Origin of the sequence: Desulfonatronum sp. SC1 (assembly GCF_003046795.1) — a bacterium.
In the GTDB taxonomy this organism is placed as follows: Bacteria; Desulfobacterota; Desulfovibrionia; order Desulfovibrionales; family Desulfonatronaceae; genus Desulfonatronum.
This window is the reverse complement of record NZ_PZKN01000018.1, coordinates 13,011-32,214: the sequence shown is the minus strand read 5'-3', so window position 1 is coordinate 32,214 and position 19,204 is coordinate 13,011. Positions and strand designations below refer to the sequence as shown.

13 protein-coding genes are annotated in these 19,204 nt (G+C 58.8%); 8 read left to right on the top strand and 5 right to left on the bottom strand.

Going from position 1 to position 19,204, the window contains the following annotated elements:
• Positions 1-6: 6 nt before the first annotated feature.
• The 5 genes from C6366_RS10920 to C6366_RS10900 form a co-directional block, all read right to left on the bottom strand.
• Positions 7-714: an ATP-binding protein gene (locus tag C6366_RS10920; protein ID WP_158269742.1), complete on the bottom strand. Its 708-nt coding sequence runs from the start codon at positions 712-714 to the stop codon at positions 7-9.
• A gap of 32 nt (positions 715-746) precedes the next feature.
• Entirely contained in the window at positions 747-1,871 is a 1,125-nt protein-coding gene (locus C6366_RS10915) for a PP2C family protein-serine/threonine phosphatase (protein WP_107737884.1), read from the bottom strand.
• Positions 1,872-2,099: 228 nt separating this feature from the next.
• Positions 2,100-3,806, bottom strand: coding sequence for a murein biosynthesis integral membrane protein MurJ (gene murJ, locus C6366_RS10910; protein ID WP_306460427.1), 1,707 nt, complete (start codon positions 3,804-3,806; stop codon positions 2,100-2,102).
• Positions 3,807-3,911: 105 nt separating this feature from the next.
• On the bottom strand, positions 3,912-5,165 hold the full coding sequence (locus C6366_RS10905; RefSeq protein ID WP_107737883.1) for an amidohydrolase: 1,254 nt from the start codon (positions 5,163-5,165) through the stop codon (positions 3,912-3,914).
• Positions 5,166-5,189: 24 nt separating this feature from the next.
• Positions 5,190-6,521 carry an amidohydrolase gene (locus C6366_RS10900; RefSeq protein ID WP_107737881.1) on the bottom strand — a complete coding sequence of 444 codons (1,332 nt, stop codon included), beginning with the start codon at positions 6,519-6,521 and terminating at the stop codon, positions 5,190-5,192.
• Positions 6,522-7,394: 873 nt separating this feature from the next.
• On the opposite strand from C6366_RS10900, the gene C6366_RS10890 reads away from it, so the two are divergent.
• The 8 genes from C6366_RS10890 to C6366_RS10855 all read left to right on the top strand — a co-directional run bounded on the left by C6366_RS10890 (position 7,395) and on the right by C6366_RS10855 (position 19,191).
• Positions 7,395-8,111 carry an FmdE family protein gene (locus C6366_RS10890; RefSeq protein ID WP_146164831.1) on the top strand — a complete coding sequence of 239 codons (717 nt, stop codon included), beginning with the start codon at positions 7,395-7,397 and terminating at the stop codon, positions 8,109-8,111.
• A gap of 75 nt (positions 8,112-8,186) precedes the next feature.
• Positions 8,187-10,091, top strand: a complete 1,905-nt coding sequence (locus C6366_RS10885) for a TonB-dependent siderophore receptor (protein ID WP_158269741.1) — start codon at positions 8,187-8,189, stop codon at positions 10,089-10,091.
• A gap of 304 nt (positions 10,092-10,395) precedes the next feature.
• Entirely contained in the window at positions 10,396-11,400 is a 1,005-nt protein-coding gene (locus tag C6366_RS10880) for an AraC family transcriptional regulator (RefSeq protein ID WP_107737873.1), read from the top strand.
• A 202-nt stretch (positions 11,401-11,602) separates the two neighbouring features.
• A complete protein-coding gene (locus C6366_RS10875) occupies positions 11,603-12,625 on the top strand; it encodes a class I SAM-dependent methyltransferase (protein WP_031386383.1) in 1,023 nt (340 codons plus the stop codon).
• Positions 12,626-12,750: 125 nt separating this feature from the next.
• Positions 12,751-14,865, top strand: coding sequence for a TonB-dependent receptor (locus C6366_RS10870; RefSeq protein WP_107737956.1), 2,115 nt, complete (start codon positions 12,751-12,753; stop codon positions 14,863-14,865).
• A gap of 244 nt (positions 14,866-15,109) precedes the next feature.
• On the top strand, positions 15,110-15,721 hold the full coding sequence (locus C6366_RS10865) for a TetR/AcrR family transcriptional regulator (protein ID WP_107737871.1): 612 nt from the start codon (positions 15,110-15,112) through the stop codon (positions 15,719-15,721).
• A 128-nt stretch (positions 15,722-15,849) separates the two neighbouring features.
• Positions 15,850-18,003 (top strand): TonB-dependent receptor, encoded by a 2,154-nt coding sequence (locus C6366_RS10860; protein WP_158269740.1) that lies wholly within the window; start codon positions 15,850-15,852, stop codon positions 18,001-18,003.
• A gap of 171 nt (positions 18,004-18,174) precedes the next feature.
• Positions 18,175-19,191 (top strand): methyltransferase, encoded by a 1,017-nt coding sequence (locus tag C6366_RS10855; RefSeq protein ID WP_107737867.1) that lies wholly within the window; start codon positions 18,175-18,177, stop codon positions 19,189-19,191.
• Positions 19,192-19,204: the final 13 nt, after the last annotated feature.

Below are 19,204 nucleotides of genomic sequence, written 5' to 3'. Positions count from 1 at the left end.
GGGGGGTCACTTGGTCTTTTGAATGGTGAAGTGTTTGTCCAGGCGCATGACGACCAGCACGTTGTAAATATCCGGCTTGACGTTGATCAGCGAGAGGCTGCCCTGTCTGGCCTTCAGGGAGTTGTGCGTGGCCACGAGCAGTCCCATGCCCATGGAATCCACCATGTCCACGGCGCTCAGGTCAATGGTCAGGTCGATTCGGTCGTTTTGAACCAGCTTTGTAAACTCCATCCGTAGCTCGTCGGTTTTCGAGCCGACCATGTTTTCAGTGGCCTTGGCCACGATTTTTGATCCATCTTGGTGTATTTGCAACATCTCTCTTGCTCCTGGAGGTTCCAGCCTCTTGCGCAGCGTCATTTGGCTGCCGCTCTTGTTGAATTCGATTTCTTCAAAGTAACTCCGCATGATCGCCAAGCCGCGTCCGGATTCACTGGTTGGAGGGGGCAGTTCCCACTTTTGGTTTTGCCAGGCAAAGCCCGTGCCCTGATCCTGGATGACGATTTCAAAGAGTTCCGGCTGTATGGCGACCGTGCAGGTCACGGTTTTTTCCGGATCTGATCGGTTGCCGTGGATGACGGCGTTGGTCAGGGCTTCGCGCAGACACAGGAGAATCATGAAATGATCCTCGGTGGAAAGCTTGTCCTGCAGCAGACCTTGAACCAAGTGACAAACCTGATCCACCTCCGCGAGGTTGGATGGCAGTTCCAACCTCACACTGTCACCTGTCCGCGATGCAATTCGCATGGTTACACCTCGACGGCCAGCAGCACGACATCGTCACGGGCCTTGGCTATTTGCAATATCCGGGCCTGAATATGGCCAGGGCAGGCCGCCAACGGCAGGGATCGACACTCTTCGCAGACTTGGATCAGCAGTTGGAGATCGTCGTGTAACGCATGGCCTTCGCTCTCATTCACATCCAATAGACCGTCGGTATAGAGAAAAATTCTGTCGCCCTCGGCTACGGGACGGGAAATGGGGTTCAGGAAGACGTGCGGGAACGGGCCGAGTATATCGCCCTCGGCGCGGAGGATTTCCACTTCGCCATTTTTTCCCATGAAAATCGGAGGTGGATGGCCGGCCGAGAGAACCGTGAGGTGGTCGCGCCTGCCGTTGAGCACGGCATAGGCCGCCGTGAGAAATCTTCCCGGCGGAAGGACGTCGTGCAGGACGTTGTTGATGGTGGTCAGTGTTTCCACGGGGGTGAACAGGGGGCTGGCGTTTTGGCGCAGCAGGGCTTTGACCCCGGAAGTGATGAAGGAGGTCTTCAGGTCGTGCCCGCTGATGTCCGCGACGACATAGCCGAATCCTCCGCTGACCGGGAACACGTCGTAGTAGTCGCCTCCGGCTTCCAGGATGGGCTCGTAGAAGACGGCGAAATTAGCTTCAGGATGCTCTTCGGGCTTGGTAAGCATGGACTGCTGGGCCTCGCCGATCTGGCGCAGCTTCTCGGCCTGTTCGGCGATCACGCTCCGATAGGCCCGCGCCACCTTCAGGTTGGTCCGGACCCGGGCCAGAATCTCCAGGGGCTCGAAAGGTTTGGTGACATAGTCCACTGCGCCCAGTTCAAATCCTTTGACCTTGGAGCCGAGATCGTCCAGGGCGGAGAGAAAAATGACCGGGACGGCGGCGGTGACCGGTTCTTCCTTGAGCCGGAGCAAGGTTTCAAAACCGCTTTCGCCGGGCATCATGATGTCCAGCAGGATCAAATCCGGACAGTGCGTCAGGGCATGGCTTCGGCCTTCACTACCGGTTTCGGCCTGAATCGTCGCGAATCCGGAAGAAGCCAGTATCCGCTGGAGCACCACTCGATTCGTGGGATCATCGTCGATGATCAAAACCAAGGGCGTGTCGCGTGGAGAATGGGCCATAGTACACCGTAGGACCAGGTTCGGTTGCTGGTACGCGGATGAATGCTCGGAGGGATGCTTCAGACTCGAGACTCGCTATCCAGGATCAGTGTTCTCATGGCTGCATGGCGATGTCCGGGCTTCCGTGTCCGCATTACCAGACGATTCGTTTGTTTGCCAGCAAAAAAAACGAGCCGAGACGTGAAAAACGTCAAGAATGGAGAGTCGGTCCGCGTCGTGAGAGAGGGATCAGGTCGGCTCGCCGGGGCGACGTTGATACCTGCTCCGCAGTTTGAGGCACAGGTCCCAGGTCATCCGGGCTTCGTCGATGTTCCACTTCAAGGCGGTAAGGCCGTAGAGGGCCGCCAATGCCGGGATCAGCAGCAGAGCAGGCTTGCCCAGCACGGAAGCCGCCAGGGCCGCGCCGCCCAGGGCCGCGCTGAGCAAGGTCATCCGCGTCAGTTGCGGGCCAATGGTCAACCAGGGGCCGAACCGGCGGCGCAGGATTGCGCCGAGAAAGAGCACGTTTGCCCAGGAACTGAGCGCCGCGGCCAGGGCCAGGCCGACGTGGGCCAGGGGACGCATCAGCACCAGACTCAACGCCACGTTGATCAGCAGACAAACCGCGGCCACCAGGACCGGGGAGCGGGTGTCCTCCAGGGCGTAAAATGCCGAGATCAATGGCCGGACGCAGGCAAAGGCCGGCAGGCCGACGCTGTAGCCCACCAGGGCCCAGGCCGTGGCCCGCACGGCGTCATCCCCGAACGCGCCGCGCCCGAACACCGTATCGATGATCGGCAGGCTCATTCCGGCCAGACCGGCGGCCGAGGGCAGGCAGACGAACAGGGTCATGCTCAGGGTGGTGTTCAGGGTCCGCCGAAATCCTTCCATGTCCTGCCCCGCGACCAGCAGTGACAGGCTGGGAAGGGCCGCGGTGCTCAGGGCCACGCCGAACACGCCCAGGGGAAGCTGGACCAGCCGGTCCGCGTAATAGAGATAGGAAATGCTCCCGGCGGCCAGCAGCGAGGCCAGCAGGGTGCCGATGAGGATATTAATCTGGTAGACCGCCGCACCGAACACCGTGGGCAGCATCAGGGAGCCGATCCGTTTGACTCCGGGATGCTTCAGATCCACCGGACCGCGCCAGGACAATCCGAACCGGCGCAGATAGGGCTGTTGAAGCATCCACTGGCCCAGGCCGGAAAGGCAGACACCCCAGGCCAGGGCCAGGGCCACGTCCCAGCCCATGGCCATGGCCAGCAGGGCGGAAAGGATCAGGCCCAGGTTCAGGATGCACGGAGCCGCGGCCGGGGCCCAGAAGTGGTTCAGGGAGTTGAGCACGCCCATGCACAGGGCTACGGCGGAGATGAACAGGATGTAGGGAAAGCAGATCCGGACCAGGGTCACGGTCCCGGCCAGGATTTCCGGGTCCCGGCCAAAGCCCGGGGCAATGAGCAGGGTCAACGGTTCGGCCCAGATCATGGCCGCGACGCAGATCACCGTCAGGATCGCCGTCAGCCAGACCAGCACGGACCTGGCCAGGACAAAGGCCTCCTGGCTCCCTTTTTCCCGCCAGGTCCGGGAAAAGACCGGGATGAAGGCCATGGTCAGGGAGCCCTCGGCAAACAGCCTGCGCAGCAAATTGGGCAGGCGGAAGGCCACGAAAAAAGCGTCCGCCCAGATGCCCGCGCCCAGGGCGAAGGCAATGGTCATGTCCCGCAGAAAACCGAGAATCCGGCTGGCCACGGTGCCCGCGGCGACCACGGAGGCGTTGCGGGCGATGCGGCCCGTGAAGGAGGCGGGAGAGGAGGGGGGCTTCTGTTCGGTCACCGGAGGGTCTCGGGGGCAGGTTTCAGGGGAGGAGGGCAGGGCAGCGGGATGTTCTTTTTCTCGACTCTTCAATGCATCGTGATCGAAATCGAAATCGCCGCTATCGCTATCGAAATCGGTCTTCAACAAACGTGCTTCAAGGCATGATATCGGCAGTCGCTTCTCGATTTCGATTTCGATCGCGATTTCGATTGGGTGCCGTAATCTCTCGGGAACCTGCTCATGACGAAGCTACCGCTGAAGCAAAGCACGGACACGGGCTTTGACTTCCTGGATGATCTCCCGTTCTCCGGGCACCTGGCGGCCCTGCATCAGGATCTTCCCGGCGCAGATGGTGGTGTCCACGCAGTCGCCGTTGGCGGCGTAGACCAGGTTGGAAATCAGGTTGTGGTTCGGGACGAGTTGGGGGTGGTTCAGATCCAACAGCAGACAGTCCGCGAGCATGCCCGGGGCGATGCGTCCGGCGTTCAGGCCGAAAATTTTTGCCCCGTTGACCGTGGCGCAGGCCCAGGCTTCCGGCGCGGGCATGACCGTGGGGTCTCCGGTCACGGTTTTGCGGCTCAGGGCCGCGAACTTCATTTCCTCGAACATGTCCAGATTGTTGTTGGAGGAGCAGCCGTCCGTGCCCAGGCCGATGCAAATTCCCAGGCCGTGCAGCCGGCGATACGGAAAGGCCCCGGAGCAGAGCTTCATGTTGGAAGCGGGCAAGTGGGCGACCTTGACGTCGTGTTCGGCCAGGATGCGCATTTCCTCGTCGTCCAGCCAGATGGCATGGGCCGCGAGGACATTCGGGCCGAGAAAGCCGATTTCCTTCAGATAACGAACAGGCGTCGTGCCGTGGGCCGCCACGCAGTCCTCAACTTCCCGTTGGGTTTCCGCCAAATGGATGTGCAGGATCAGATTCTTGCCCCGGGCGAATTCGGCCAGCCATATCAATGAATCCCTGGACACGGTATAGATGGCATGCGGCCCCAAGGCGTAATGGATGCGGTGTGAGGTTTCGTGTTTCTGGTCGAAAAAATCCTGGGCCCGTTGCTTGAACTTGGATGCTTGTCCCGAATCGTTGAAGTCGATGAATGGCAGGGAGAGCATGGCCCGCAGGCCCATGTCCTCCACGGCCCGGACGGCGCCGGGCATATGCCAGTACATGTCGCAAAAAAACGTGGTCCCGGTTTTAATCATTTCCAGGCAAGCCAGTTTTACGCCCCAGTAGACGTCCTCCTTCGTCAACTTCCGTTCCAGAGGCCAGATGTGCTCATGCAGCCACGTATGCAGGTCGATGTCGTCGGCATATCCGCGCAGCAACGTCATGCCCGCATGGGTATGGGCATTGATCAGCGCGGGAACGATGGCCTTGTCCGCGGCGTCGATGACTGTCTCAGCCTGATTTGGCAGGTCCGAACCCACCGCGACGATCTGTTCGCCCTGGATCAGGACGTCGACTTCCCGGCCTTCGTGCAAGGCGTTTTTGATCAGTATGCTCATGGTTGTCGGCAGCAGCGTGACGGCTCAGGAATTCGGCCGCAGACCGGCCCGGATTTTCAAGGCAATTTTACGGACCCGGGCCATGATCGCATCCTCGTCCAGGGTTGTCAGGCCGCGGTTGCGCATCACGATGCGCCCGTTGATCAGCACCGTGTCCACGTCCGAACCCGAAACGGCATAGGCCAGGTGGGAATATTCATCGTACAGGGGGGTCAGGTGGGGCTTGTTCATGTCGATGACGCAGACATCCGCCTTCATGCCGGTCTTGAGGACGCCGATTTGCCGGTCCAGGCCAAGAACCCGGGCCCCCTCGCGGGTTGCCATGTGGACCACCGTCTTCGCGGACATGACAACGGGGTCAAGCAACGCCGATTTATGCAGCTTGGCCGCGGTGTCCATTTCCTGAAACATGTCCAGATTGTTGTTGCTGGCGCAGCCGTCCGTGCCCAGACCCACGGGAATGCCCTTCTCGAGCATGGCCGGGACCGGGGCCACTCCTGAAGCGAGTTTCATGTTGCTTTCAGGGTTATGGACCACCTTGCAGCCATGATCGGCAAAAATCCGCATGTCTTCATCATCCATGGTCACGCAATGAAACGCGAAAAACCGCTCGTTCAGCGCGCCGATCTTCTTGAGAAACATTGTAGGCCGTTGTCCCAGTTTTTCCAGGAGCTGTCTGGACTCGGCCCCGTTTTCCAGAAGGTGGGTCGCCAGGGGAGCCTGGTACGCATCGGCCAAGGCCGTGGCCGATTTCCAGAGATCAGGCGAGCACGTGTACAGGGAGTGGGGTTCGACCATGACGTTTACGAGCGGATCGTCGGCCCATTTTCGAAGCATTTTTTCCGTGTAGGCCAAGCCTTCCTGGGAGGTTTTGGCGTTGGGCGAGGGAAAGTCGAACAAGACTTCGCCGATCACGCAGCGCATGCCGGCCTGTTTCGCGGCTTTGGCGGTCTCCTCTTCAAACAGATACATGTCCGAAAAGGTCGTGGTTCCGGATCGGATCATTTCCGCGCAGGCCAGCAGGCTGCCCCAGTAGACCAGTTCCGGGTCGACGTTGTTGGCCTCGGCTGGAAAGATATAGTTGTTCAGCCAGTCCATCAGCTCCATGTCGTCAGCGATGCCCCGGAAGCAGGTCATGGCCGCGTGGGTATGGGCGTTGACCAGCCCCGGCATGATGATGGAAAGGGGCATGTCGATGACCGTGTCCGCCGTGAAAGAGCGCGACAGATCCTCCTTGCGCCCCACGGCGATGATATCCGGGCCGTGAATGGCCAGGGCGCCGTCCGTGATTGTCGTGTCCGCTTCGTCCATGGTCAGGACGGTCCCGCCCTTCACCAGGATGTCGATGTGTCGCATGGGGAGTTCCTCGTTCAAGATAATCCGATTCCGATTTCGATTCTTTCATCCGCGGCTTCTGAACACCACACCATCAGTCATCAAGCATGACCGGCAACTCTCATCCGGCCTGATCCGAGCCGACGCCAACCTCGCGGCATGATCCAGGTTCGGGAATGCCCGAAGGAAAACGTCCCACGGATGCATGAAGGAATCCCTCGCCAGGTGTAATATCAGGGGAGCAAGCCTTGACCAAAATGGAAAATGGAAGGGAAGGTAAAGAAAAGGTCATGCTTTCGGACGGACTGTTAACGAGGCATGGACGGGCATGTCAATGTGTTTGCAAAGAGTACCCTGGAGTACGCCCAAGACGCCTTTGGGTTTTATATGCGTACTCCGCTTGTCGACCATTGCCATGCTGCGTTCGGCATCCGGCTCCTGGCGCTGGACCCCGATGTCCGAACAAGTGGAGGAAGGTTGCGTCTAGCTGGGGAATTGGCGCCTGAAGCCGGTGAGTTCGGAGAAGTGAGGGGCGTGACCCGGGAAGAATGCTTGGATTTTGAAAGTGGCTATCAGATTTGTTGACAGTCAGGATATTCTTCTCTATTTGAATCCCACTCGTTGCTTTTGAGGTCATTTTTCGATTTTATGAAAAAATACGTACCAAAATAGTCGAATATCCCGAAAAATGAAAGAAGTCTGTTGGCTAATCATGTTTGAGAAAAGTATCGGCCAGTAATGAAAAAGAATTTCGGTTTCTTTATCGTAGGTTTTTCTGTTGCGATTCCATGTCTTCAATATCTCGAGGAAGTGATGGTCATCGATAAAATCCCGAAAAAATAAGCAATCAAGGCAGGAAACAATATCATGAACATCAACCTGTTTGGAGGAAGCATGACTTGGAAGACGGTATTGCGTTGGAACATCGGATGTCTGTTCATGTCCATGGTGGTTGCCATGGCTGGGGCGGCCTGGGCGGAGAAGGCGGAGTATCCCCAATCGGCGCGGGATCTGCCGCCGCTGACAGTGATTCAGGGCGGACAGGAACGCCTTATCAGTCTGTGCGATGCCTATGATTTCCATGGAAACGCCTGTCCGGGCGCGACATTGGGCTTTATGGCCGTGCGCTACGGCCTGGAGATCTTGTTCGGCGAAGAAACCCCGAATCTGGACGACCTGATGGTGATCAGCAGGTCGGCCGGCGGCCCCATGGACCTTTTTGACCTGGTCATGAAGGGCGAGGATAAGTCCCAGCGCACATGGCCACCCGCGGGTATTGAAATGGGCGCGGAAAATTTCGCTTTTCAGTTTTATCGCAAGTCCACGATGAAGGGCGTGACCATGCGGCTGCGGGACGGTTTGTGGCCGGGCGACTGGTTTCAACTGCGGGAAAAGGCCAAAGACGGCACCATTACCGAGGCCGAGGCTGAAAAGCGCAAGCGTGATCGGCGGCATGTGATCGATACGTTTCCCGGAATGACGCTGGAGGAATTGTTCGGAGAGCCGGAAGTCTACACCTTTGTTTTCTGGGGACACATGGAACAGGGCGAGATGGACCGGTTGATCCGGGAGCAGCGACGGGCCAGCCGACAATCGCAGACGACGGAGTAGGTGAAGGTCCGACGGCCAGGGTGCTGGATGCAAACAGTCCGATTAGTGGGCATGTAACGCATAATGGAGGAAGGAATGGTTTGGAAAGCGTGGATCGCGGCGGTGGGTGTCGTGGCCGCTCTGGGGGGAGGTCCGGTTTGGGCCGCTCAGGAGGAGGCGCCGCAACGACTGGACGAGGTGGTGGTTTCCGCCACGGGAACAGCGAAAACCATCCTGGACGCTCCGGGAGCCGTGGAGGTGATCACGGCCCGGGATATCCAGGATCTGAACGCCCTGACCGTGGCCGAGGCCCTGGAAGCAGCGGTGGGCCTGGTGGTGTCCCGGGAGTCCGGCCGGGTGCAGGTCCCCAGCATCCGCGGGGCGCGCAGCAAGCACACCCTGGTTCTGCTGGATGGACGACGTCTGGCTTTTGGTTTCAACGACATGGTGGATCTGCGCCAGATTCCCACGGTGATGGTTGAGCGTATCGAAATCGTGCGGGGCCCGGCTTCGGCCCTGTACGGCAGCGATGCCCTGGGCGGGGTGGTGAACATCATCACCAAGGCCGCGCCCAGAGAGTGGACCGGAGCGGTCCAGGGCCAGTTCGGGGTGAATCGGGACGACGAAGCCAAGGAATACGTGGGCAGCGGTTTGGTCGGAGGCCCCATGGACCGGTTTCGCTTTCTTTTGTCCGGCGAATTGCGGCACAAGGACGGCTGGGACAAGTCCGGCAGCCTGCCCGACGACGGCTTCAAGGAGAAGCCCGGGTTTCTGGCCGGACGCTTTGCCTTTGACCTCACCGATTACCAGACCCTTTCCGCGGGCCTGGAGTACATGGACAACACCTACACCGGCGACCAGTTTTACGAACAGCAGGCCAGGGAGCGCAAAGCGGACGAGGAACGCTGGGGCTACTACGTGCAATACGACGCACAGTTGCGGGACGCGGACCAGCTCATGCTCCGGGTCAATCGCTCTGAATTCAGGAACGAGTTAGGATTTGCCCCCTTTGCCGCCTCTGGGGAGCGAAATACGAAGCAGTTCACGACCCAGGCCGAGGCCCGCTACAGCGCCCTGGTCCTGAGCGATCACCTGGTGACCGTGGGCGCGGAATATCGCCGGGATGAACTGGACGATACGCAGATGCAGCTGCGGACGGACAAGGACGTGGACAATGTCAGCGTCCTGCTCCAGGACGAGTTTCATCTCCTCGATCCACTCTACGTGGTCCTGGGGGTGCGCTATGACCATCATTCCGCCTTTGGCGATCAATGGAGCCCGCGCGGTTCCCTGGTCTACACCCTTACGGACGGTCTGCGTTTGAAAGGCTCCGTGGGCCAGGGATTCCGTGCCCCTTCCCTGACCGAACTGTATGTAACCTCGTTTCGGCGCAGGGGGCAGGAGGTGTTCCAGGCCAATCCGGACCTGAAAGCGGAGAAGTCCACCAGCTACGAGTTGGGGGTGGAGGGTGAGCACGGCCCGTTCTGGGGCGGGCTGACCGGGTTTTATACCGAGGTGGACGACCTGATCGAGACCGTGTTCCTGCGCACCGAGGGCGCGGGCTCGGATCGGCGCAGCATGTTCGAGTACCGGAACATCGCCGAGGCCGACATCAAAGGCCTTGAGGCCGAGGCCGGAGTCCGGCTGCCCCTGGGTTTTTCCCTGGACGGCAATCTGACCTGGCAGGACGTGGACAACAAAACCGGAGGCGAGGACATCGGCGGCATGCCCAAGTACAAGGGGTTCGTGAAGCTGGGTTACGAGCTGCCGGAATGGCGGCTGCGGGCCAACCTCCGGATGTCCTACGTCGGCCGGATGACCTACGCGGACGGCGACAGCTATTCCTACCCCTTGTTCGGAACCTACCTGGCCAAGGGCTTCGGCGAAAACTTCGAAATCTTTGCCGGAGTGGACAATATCTTCGACAAGCGCATTGAGCGGGACGACGTGGTCCAAATCGAGCCAACCACGTTCTACGTCGGAGTGTCGGCGAAGTTCTGAGGCGCATCCGAAATATCAACGACAGGCGGCCATGATCCGAACATCAATTCGACAATGACCGCCTGTCGTTATCACTACAGCGATACTTTGCGGAAGCTCTTGAAAATGACGAGGCCAAGATTCCCTTGTTCCCAGGTTTTCCGTGTATTTCCGTGTGTTCCGTGGGCCACAATCAGGCCGTCTTGCTAATCAAAGCATGAAGTTTCGCTGTAGTATTATTTGATGCCACTGACTGCTTTGTAAGCCTTCCGTCAATTTCTTATCATCTCCCAACTCAAGATTCGTATGCGGAGACAATGTCGGCATGGACGCGAGGCTTGAAGACGATGGGGCGAAAAATCCGCCCAAGCAGGACGATGGCACCCTCAAAACCACGAAGATGAGGGGAGATACTCCCGAGGCGGTAGGCTCTTGGGCGCGACAAATCGACGTCAGGCCAGGCCTGAAGCTCATTCTGGCGGATTTCATCGCACGGGAGCCGGTCCGGATCGAGTTTGAGACCGACCTGGTTCCTTTCGAGTTTTCCTTTCATGCGTCCGGCCAGGCTCGTTACACGGTCGCCCATCACGACGGCGAGAGCAGGATCGCCGCCCGACCTGGAGCGAACGTGGTTTGCGCGTTTCCCCGGTCCCACGGCGTCATGGAATTTCCCGCGCATGTGCCGATCCGCGTTGCGGCTTTGCATGTCGAGTTAAGCCTCTTCGATCGCTATCTTTCGGAACAGACGGACATTCACGCCCCGGAGCTGCTGGAGCATCTGCGGGGGAGCGGCGGGAACCATTACTATCAACCGAACGGGATGACCCCGGCCATGCACGTCGTGGTCGGGCAATTGCTGGCCTGCCCCTATCACGGCCTGACCAGGAGCATATTTGTTGAAAGCAAGGCCCTGGAACTCGTGGCGCTGCAAATGGCCCGGTTCTCCGGAAACAATTGCCGCCCCACACCCAGCCGAGCGGACAGGGAACGCGTCCGTCTGGCCAGGGAAATGCTGCTGCAAAATCTGCACGATCCTCCATCTCTGTTTGAAATAGCCCGTGCCGTGGGCATGGCGCATACCTCGCTGAACAAGGCCTTCAAGGCCGTTCATGGGACCACGCTTTTCGAGTATCTGCGTCGGCAGCGCCTGGAACAGGGCTGGCTGCTGATCCATGAAGGCGAGATGAACATCACGGAAATCGCCTACGCCACCGGGTTCAGCAGCCCGAGTCATTTTGCCCGCTCCTTTCTGGCCCATTTCGGAGTTCAGCCCAGCGCCTGCCTCAAGGAAGTCTTAAGCCGCAAGACAATCTTCTGCCCAGACGTCTGACCATGCCCGGCTCTCGCCGGATACCGCCGCCTTCTCTTTTTCTTTGTTCGCCAAATGACAGCATTGTTTCGCCATGTGTTCGACACAGGGACGAATAACAGCGATTCTGCCGCCTGAAAATGTTCACGGGACGGCCGGGAGCGCCCGGTATTGTGCGTCCGAAGCACTCAACGCGAAGCCAAGTTGAACAAAGGAAGGGAGAATGAAAACACTACCCGCGGTTGATCTCAGTTACCGGCCCCTGCATGAACTGGCCATGGGACCGTTGAAAGCGGCGTTCATGAATTGCGGCATCCGATTCAAGGTTTTCGACATCCTGACGGAATTCGCGTCCACGGAACAGGTCGCAACGCGGCTGGGCACGCATCCGGAGAACACCCGCCGTCTGCTGGACGCCCTGGCGACCATGGATCTTCTGGAAAAACAAGGAGGGCGCTACCGAAACCTTCCCATTGCCCGGCTTTTTCTGGTGAGCACGGAACCGACGTGCATCGGCCCCTTGCTGCTCCAGGCCCAGCATGCGGGGCTCAACCCCCTGGAAAAGTTGGCCGGTTTGGTGAAAAACGGCCCGGATGCGGACCAGGATGTCCAGAACTTTGCCGACGAGTCATTATGGGCCCGTGAAGCCAGGGATTCCGCGGGGTGGGTCTTTGGCGGCGTGGGAAGGCAGGTGGCTGATATCATCAAGACGCTGCCGGGTTTTGGAGAATTCGGCAAGATGCTGGACATGGGCTGCGGTCATGGAGTGTTTTCCTTGTACATGCTGCATGATCATCCGACGTTGCGGGCGGTTTTATTGGACAGGGCCGCGGTGCTCGAGGCGGCCGAAAGATTTGTTCATGAATGGGGCATGGCGGACAGGGTGGAGTATGCGCCGGGAGACTACATCACCGGAGACATCGGCAAGGGGTACGACCTGATTTTCGCCAGCGCGACCCTGAATTTCGCGCTGCACGGTTTGGAAGAGCTGATCTCGAAGGTGTTTCGGGCGTTGAAGCCCGGAGGATATTTCGTCGGTTTTCAGGATGGAATGACCCATGAAGGCACAAAGCCGGACACCATGCTCGGGGCAGTGATGCCGGCCATGATGCTGGGCATGGACTACACCTTTCCTCAGGGCAGGATCGCCCACGCGGCCGTGGACCGCGGCTTTCGCTGGGTGCGTTCCAGAACCATACCTACGCCCATTGGCAACATGGACGTGGATATTGCCCGCAAGGGGTAATGAAACGCATCATTGGTGCATGGCGCAATGATGGTGAAATGAGAATGAAGTTTAGAATCGTGCAATTTCCGCGAACTTTTTTTCGTGAAAAGGAGAAACCAATGTTTGCAACTCGGAAAAAAGATATGGCCTCAAAGATTTTGGCGATTGCAGCGACCCTTGTTTTCAGCTCTGTGTCCGTCCCGGCTCAGGATTCCGCCCAAGAGGAATCCCTTCAGCTTGAGCCCATGGTGGTCACGGCGGAAAAGCGCAGCGAAAACGTGCAGGACATTCCGGCGAGCATTACCGCGTTCTCGGAGACGCGGATTGAGGATGCGCGGATCACGACCATCCAGGACTTCTCCCGGATGGTACCCAACCTGTTCATTTCCAACTGGGGATTCCGCGGCAATTCGTTCGTGTTCGTGCGCGGAATCGGCGCGGTGAACAACGATCCCGCGGTCGGGTTCTACGTTGACGACGTGAACTACATGGATGCACGGGTGTTCGACGCCAATCTCTTCGACATCGAACGGATCGAGGTGCTGCGCGGGCCGCAAGGGACACTGTACGGCCGCAACAGCCTGGGCGGGGTCGTGAACATCGTCACCAGGAAGCCGGACAATGTCTTTCGCGTCGGGCTGGATCAGACATTCGGCAACTACGATCTGTTGCGCACCAACGTGTCCATGCGCACCCCTCTGGTGGACGACAAGCTCTATCTGGGCGTCTCGGGCGGTATGGAAACACGGGACGGCTACAGCCGCAACGACTACCTGGGCAGGGACGTGGACGACCGTGATTCCCTGAACGGTCGGATGCATCTGCGCTGGACCCCTACCGACGAGCTGGACGTGACTTACAGTCTGGACGGGGAGCGCCTGCGCGACGGCGTGTTTCCCTTGGCCAAACTCGATGAGGTCCGGAACAACCCCCATCATGTGGCCTATGACTACGAGGGTCGGAACCACCGGGACCATGTGGGCACTTCCCTGCGCGTGGCCTACGACGCCCCGTGGTTCAGGCTGACGTCCATCTCGGCTTACCGCCATTTTGAAGACGTCGCGGATAATGATCAGGATTTCACCATTTATCCGCTCATGACCGCGCACGAGGACATTGACGACGGCCAGTTCTCCCAGGAGTTGCGGTTTGCCTCGTTGGATGACGGAGCGAACTTCAAGTGGCTGACCGGACTCTACGGGTTCAGTTCCAAAAAGGAGCACAAACTGACCATGTCCTTTGCTCCGGACGTGGCCCTGCCGGGCATGGCCCTTGACCGGAAGACCAGCTCCGACCTCACGACACGGGGGGCCGCGATCTTTGGCCAAGGGACCTATACCTTGTTCGACAGGTTGGATCTCACGGCCGGACTGCGCTACGACTATGAGAAAAGTTCCATGGACCATGCCATGTCCATGGAATCCGGAGGCATGATTTTGGGGGGCGCGTCCCTGGACGAGTCCACGGATAATGGTGCCTGGCTGCCGAAATTCCAGTTGGGGTACCGGTGGACGTCCGACTTCATGACCTATGCCGGGGTCTCGCGGGGCTACAGAAGCGGCGGCTTCAACACCGGGCATCTTGAGCCCGGCGATGCATCCTTTGATCCTGAATACAGTTGGAACTACGAGGTGGGGTTCAAATCCGCGTGGCTGGACAACCGGCTGTTGCTCAACGCCGCGGCTTTTTACATCGACCTGCGGGATCAACAGGTGGTTCAGTTGCTACCCTCCGCGGACACGATCATCCGCAACGCCGGCAAATCCAGAAGCATGGGGTTTGAAGTGGAATCCAGCGCAATGCTCGCCGCGGGCATGTCCCTGGAGGCGGGGCTCGGGTACACCGCCGCGGAATACGTTACGTACGACGATCCCCTGGCTGACATGGACTATTCCAAAAAGACCACGCCTTTGGCGCCGGAATACACCTACAACCTGGCTTTGCAATACCGCAGGCCGATTCTGGAGGAGTTCTCGCTGTTCGGGTATCAAAGTCCGTTGTCCGTCTTTGCCCGGGCCGAGGTGAACGGCGTCGGCCCGTTCTACTGGAACGACGCGAACACCCTCAGGCAAAGCGCCTACCACCTGGTGAACATGAGTCTGGGCCTGGAAACCGAAAATTTCGACCTCGTGCTGTGGGGAAGGAACATCTTTGATACGAACTATGAAGTCGTGGCCTTTGAATTTCCGGGCTCGGATCCCCTGGGCCAGGCCGGCGACCCATTGACTTTCGGTGTGACTCTACGGGCTCGGTTTTAGGCAGTGATCCATCACGATCGTGACGGGGCCAACAAGAAATATTCGAGCAATATTTCAGACGGACGTCGTCCAGGACGAGAGTTGCTTCACTGTTGGGGTGGGTGAATAGAGGAGATATTCGCCCACCGTTTGCCCCTTGGTCAAAACCTGATATGGCATAGCTTTTTGAGATTGAAATTCACCATTGACATGTTTTCAGCTCTAATATAATCGATCGATCGGTCAGCAATTGAATGGGGGCAGCATGTCGGAACATCGTGACCCGGATCGGAGTCGATGCAGTATTTTGGACGCAGCGGAGGAGATTTTCGCGCAAAAGGGCTTTGCCGGTGCTTCCATGAGCCGTATCGCCAAATTGTCCGGAAAGTCCCAGGCCCTGCTTCACCATCATTTCAAGAGCAAAAAGGGGCTTTGGGAGGCGGTCAAGGCGAGATTCGGCGAACGGTTCGCCCGAGTCTTGCTGCCCCTGCTGAAGCAAGGGTTTTGCGTCGAATCCTTCATCCGGGAATGGCCGAGGGAGTATCTCGCGTTCTGGCGGTCAAATCCAAATTTGCGCCGGATCATGTTATGGCGGCAACTGGAAGGAGACTGTACGCCCTGGGAGGCCACCAATGAGTTGTTCGCCCTTTCCGTGGGAAAGGTCGTTGAAAGCCAGAAAATGGGACACGTTCGCCAGGATCTGCATCCCGCCCACATCATCAGTATCCTGACCGGCGCGCACCTGTTCTGGCTGAACAACAAGCCTGCCTTTTGCCACCGTCTCGGGCTCGATCCGGACGACGAGGCCGTGGATGAGCGCTATATCCAGGATCTGGAACGGATACTGACGACCGGCCTGCTGACGTCGCGGGAGTAATCCCTTGCCGGGTGTGCCCGAGGCGTGTTTTTTTTATGGCAAGAATGCTGACTGATCGATCGGTCTGCATGAGGCATGGGAGCATGCCGCGAATTCTTCAACTTCAAAACGTATGCAGGGAGGAACACATGTTGCGATGGACATTTTCGGTTGTTCTGGCGGCTTGCGTTTTAGGGGCAAGTCCCGGGGCATGGGCGGAAGACAAGGGGGAGGTCGCTTTGGACACGATCGTGGTCACGGCGGAAAAACGAGAGGAAAACGTTCAGGAGGTGCCCGCCAGCATCAGCGTGCTTTCCGAGTTTGCCATTGAGAACGCCGGGGTGAACAGCGTGGAGTCGTTGTCTCATCAAATTCCTAATTTCACGTTCTCCGGGTGGGGCGCGAATTCCCACAACTTCGCGTTCATGCGCGGCATCGGGGCCGTGAAGCACGAACCTGCCGTGGGATTTCAGGTGGACGGGGTGGGGTATTCGGATTTGGGAATGTTCAACTATCCCCTGTTTGACCTGGAACGAATCGAGGTTCTGCGAGGCCCCCAGGGCACCCTGTACGGTCGGAACACCCTGGCAGGGGTGGTGAACATCATCACAAAAAAGCCGGACAACGAACTCTCCGCGACCCTGAACGCCGGAGCGGGAAACCACGGCCTTTTGGAATCCTCGGCGCAGGTGAACGCGCCCATTGTCCGCGACAAGCTTTTCCTCAGAGTCTCCGGTTTCGCCAAAGGCCGGGACGGTTACCAGGAAAACACCGCTTTCGGCTTTTTAGGCAAGGAAGGGGATCATTTCAACGGTCGCGGTGCCAGGATGAGGATGGCCTTTCTTCCCACGGAGGATTTGGAGGTTTCCCTGAATCTGGACGGTCAGACGCAGCGCACCGGGGCCTATCCGCTGCGCAGAATGACTCCCTGGGCCGCGGCTGGACTCCCGGCGGACGAACCCTGGACCTATTCCCACAATTTTGAGAGCAAGGCGGAGTCGGACCTCTGGGGCACGTCGCTGAACATCGACTGGGATCTCCCCTTTGCAAGGCTGACCTCAATCAGCGCCTACAGGTCCTGGGACAACCTGGAGATCAACGACCAGGATTTCTCACCCCTGGACATCACCCATTTCCGCAAGGACATCGACAGCAGGCAGTATTCCCAGGAACTGCGACTGGCGTCTCCGGACGACGGTTCCCCGTTCAAATGGCTTGGCGGGCTTTACCTGTTCAAGCGCGACAAGACCGTTGACGACACCCAGTTCTTCGACAGCCAGGCCGCGCTGTTCGGCATGACGCCCGGTCTGAGCGCGAATACCCGGGGCAAGTTCAAGGACACCAGCCACGCCCTGTTCGGCCAGGTCACCCGCACCTTTTTCGACAGTTTGGATTTCACGGCCGGGCTGCGCTACGAACACGAGAAAAACATCCTTGAACTCAGCCGAGGAACCTCCATGAGCGGAGCAGATATCCGCCAAGCGTTCACCAGCCGCCATGAATCCAGCGGAGACGCCCTGTCGCCGAAGTTTTCCGTTGCCTGGCGGACCTGGGAAGGCGTCATGCCGTACGTTTCCGCGGCCAGGGGCTACAGGAGCGGAGGGTTCAACCACATTGCGCCTTCCGCCGACAAGGTGCGCTTTAATCCCGAGTATTCCTGGAACTATGAACTCGGCGTGAAGTCCAGGTGGCTGGAGGACAGACTTCTGGTCAATCTCGCGGGCTACTACATCACCCTGGACGACCAGCAGCTGACCTTCGTGATGCCGGAGGGCAGTGCCAGCACCTATGTCGAGAACGCGGGATCCAGCACCAGCCGCGGGGTGGAAGTCGAAACCATGTTCAAGGCGTTCACGGGCCTTGACCTCAACGCCGGTTTCGCCTTGAACAAGGCAACTTTCAAAACATATGCCGATCCTACGGATGGAACGGACTACAAGGGGAAGGACCTGCCCCTGGCCCCTACCTATAATTACAACCTGGGCGTCCAGTATCGGGCGCCGTCCTTCAGGCCGATATCGCTTATGGGCCGGGAGCATAAGCTGAACTTTTTCGCCCGCGCCGACCTGGTGGGCATGGGGCGGTTCTATTGGGACGCCGCCAACGAATTGCGGCAATCTCCATATGAACTGGTCAATTTCAGGGTTGGGCTGCAAAGTGAGCATCTTGATCTCTATTTCTGGATGAAGAATGCCTTTGATGCCGAATATCAGGTCGTCTCTCTTCAGCGGCCCAACCTGCCGGTCTTCGGTCAGGACGGCGATCCAAGAACCTTCGGTGTGGCCCTGACCCTGCGTTTCTGATCTACATGTATCCAGCGGCATGAGGAGCAATAAATATTGATTGATATTGAAAACGTGCTTCACTTTTATTACCAGAAAGAGCCATTCGGACAAGGCATATGCCCAGGTGGATATGGACTGATCAGCCGGGCTGCATGCTTTGAAATGAATCAAAATAACACGGAGTGAACAATGCTGCCCTTGCCATTTGTTGAACAGGATTATTCGGACCTGTACGGCCTTGTCGCCGCGCCCATCCGCGCCCGCCTGCTGACCGTGGGACTCGAACTGGGGGTTTTCGATCATCTGGACGAGTTCCGCGACCTATCGGAACTCTCCGCGGCCATAAGGTCGCACCCCGGCAATACGGAACTGTTTCTTGACGCCCTGGCCGCCATCGGGGTGGTGGAGAAGAAGGAGGGGCGGTATCGCAACACCGAGCAAACCATGCGCTTTTTGATGCGCCGCAGCCCGGTCTATCTCGGAGACCTGCTGCTGATGATCACGCACCGATGCGCGGACTCCTTGGGGGATCTTCCAAAGCTGGTGCTTGGCGGTCCGCAGCGCGACCCTGTCTGCGACGGTTCCTCGGAAGCGACGTGGGCCGAAGCCGCGCGGGTCAGCGCGGCATGGGTCACGGGCGGCGTCGGGCAGACCATGGCCGCCGTTCTCGCGGACCTGCCGGAATTCCCGAGGTTTCAAAAAATGCTCGACCTGGGCGGGGGGCACGGCATGTTCGCTCTGTATTTCACGGCCGCCCATCCGTCCATGACCGGCGTGGTGTTCGATCGGCCGGCGGTGGTCGCGGCTGCCGAAGAATTCATTCGGGAATACGCCGCCCAGGATCGCCTGAGCGTACAGGCCGGGGATTATCTGCATGACGACATCGGCACGGGGTATGATCTGGTCTGGGCCTGCTCGACTCTGAACTTCGCCCGGCACGATCTGGACACGCTGATCGGGAAGGTCTTCGCGGCCCTGAATCCCGGAGGGGTTTTCGCCAGTTTCCAGGACGGCCTGACCCACGAGCGGACCAGGCCGGACATCATGCTAGGACATCTGGGCGAGGCCATGCGCCTGGGCCGTGACGTCTTTTTCAGTCAGGGCGAGATCGCCGCATCCATGCTGCGATGCGGGTTTCGCCATGTGCATTCGCGAACCGTGGAGACGCCCATGGGGCCGATGGATCTGGATGTCGCGCGGAAATAGGTCGTCCATCGCG

Bases quoted from the DNA above. Each gene is read 5' to 3' on its own strand.
- C6366_RS10915 (WP_107737884.1), bottom strand. From the start codon at position 1,871: ATGGCCCATTCTCCACGCGACACGCCCTTGGTTTTGATCATCGACGAT.
- C6366_RS10905 (WP_107737883.1), bottom strand. From the start codon at position 5,165: ATGAGCATACTGATCAAAAACGCCTTGCACGAAGGCCGGGAAGTCGAC.
- C6366_RS10900 (WP_107737881.1), bottom strand. From the start codon at position 6,521: ATGCGACACATCGACATCCTGGTGAAGGGCGGGACCGTCCTGACCATG.
- C6366_RS10890 (WP_146164831.1), top strand. From the start codon at position 7,395: ATGACTTGGAAGACGGTATTGCGTTGGAACATCGGATGTCTGTTCATG.
- C6366_RS10885 (WP_158269741.1), top strand. From the start codon at position 8,187: ATGGTTTGGAAAGCGTGGATCGCGGCGGTGGGTGTCGTGGCCGCTCTG.
- C6366_RS10880 (WP_107737873.1), top strand. From the start codon at position 10,396: ATGGACGCGAGGCTTGAAGACGATGGGGCGAAAAATCCGCCCAAGCAG.
- C6366_RS10875 (WP_031386383.1), top strand. From the start codon at position 11,603: ATGAAAACACTACCCGCGGTTGATCTCAGTTACCGGCCCCTGCATGAA.
- C6366_RS10870 (WP_107737956.1), top strand. From the start codon at position 12,751: ATGGCCTCAAAGATTTTGGCGATTGCAGCGACCCTTGTTTTCAGCTCT.
- C6366_RS10865 (WP_107737871.1), top strand. From the start codon at position 15,110: ATGTCGGAACATCGTGACCCGGATCGGAGTCGATGCAGTATTTTGGAC.
- C6366_RS10860 (WP_158269740.1), top strand. From the start codon at position 15,850: ATGTTGCGATGGACATTTTCGGTTGTTCTGGCGGCTTGCGTTTTAGGG.
- C6366_RS10855 (WP_107737867.1), top strand. From the start codon at position 18,175: ATGCTGCCCTTGCCATTTGTTGAACAGGATTATTCGGACCTGTACGGC.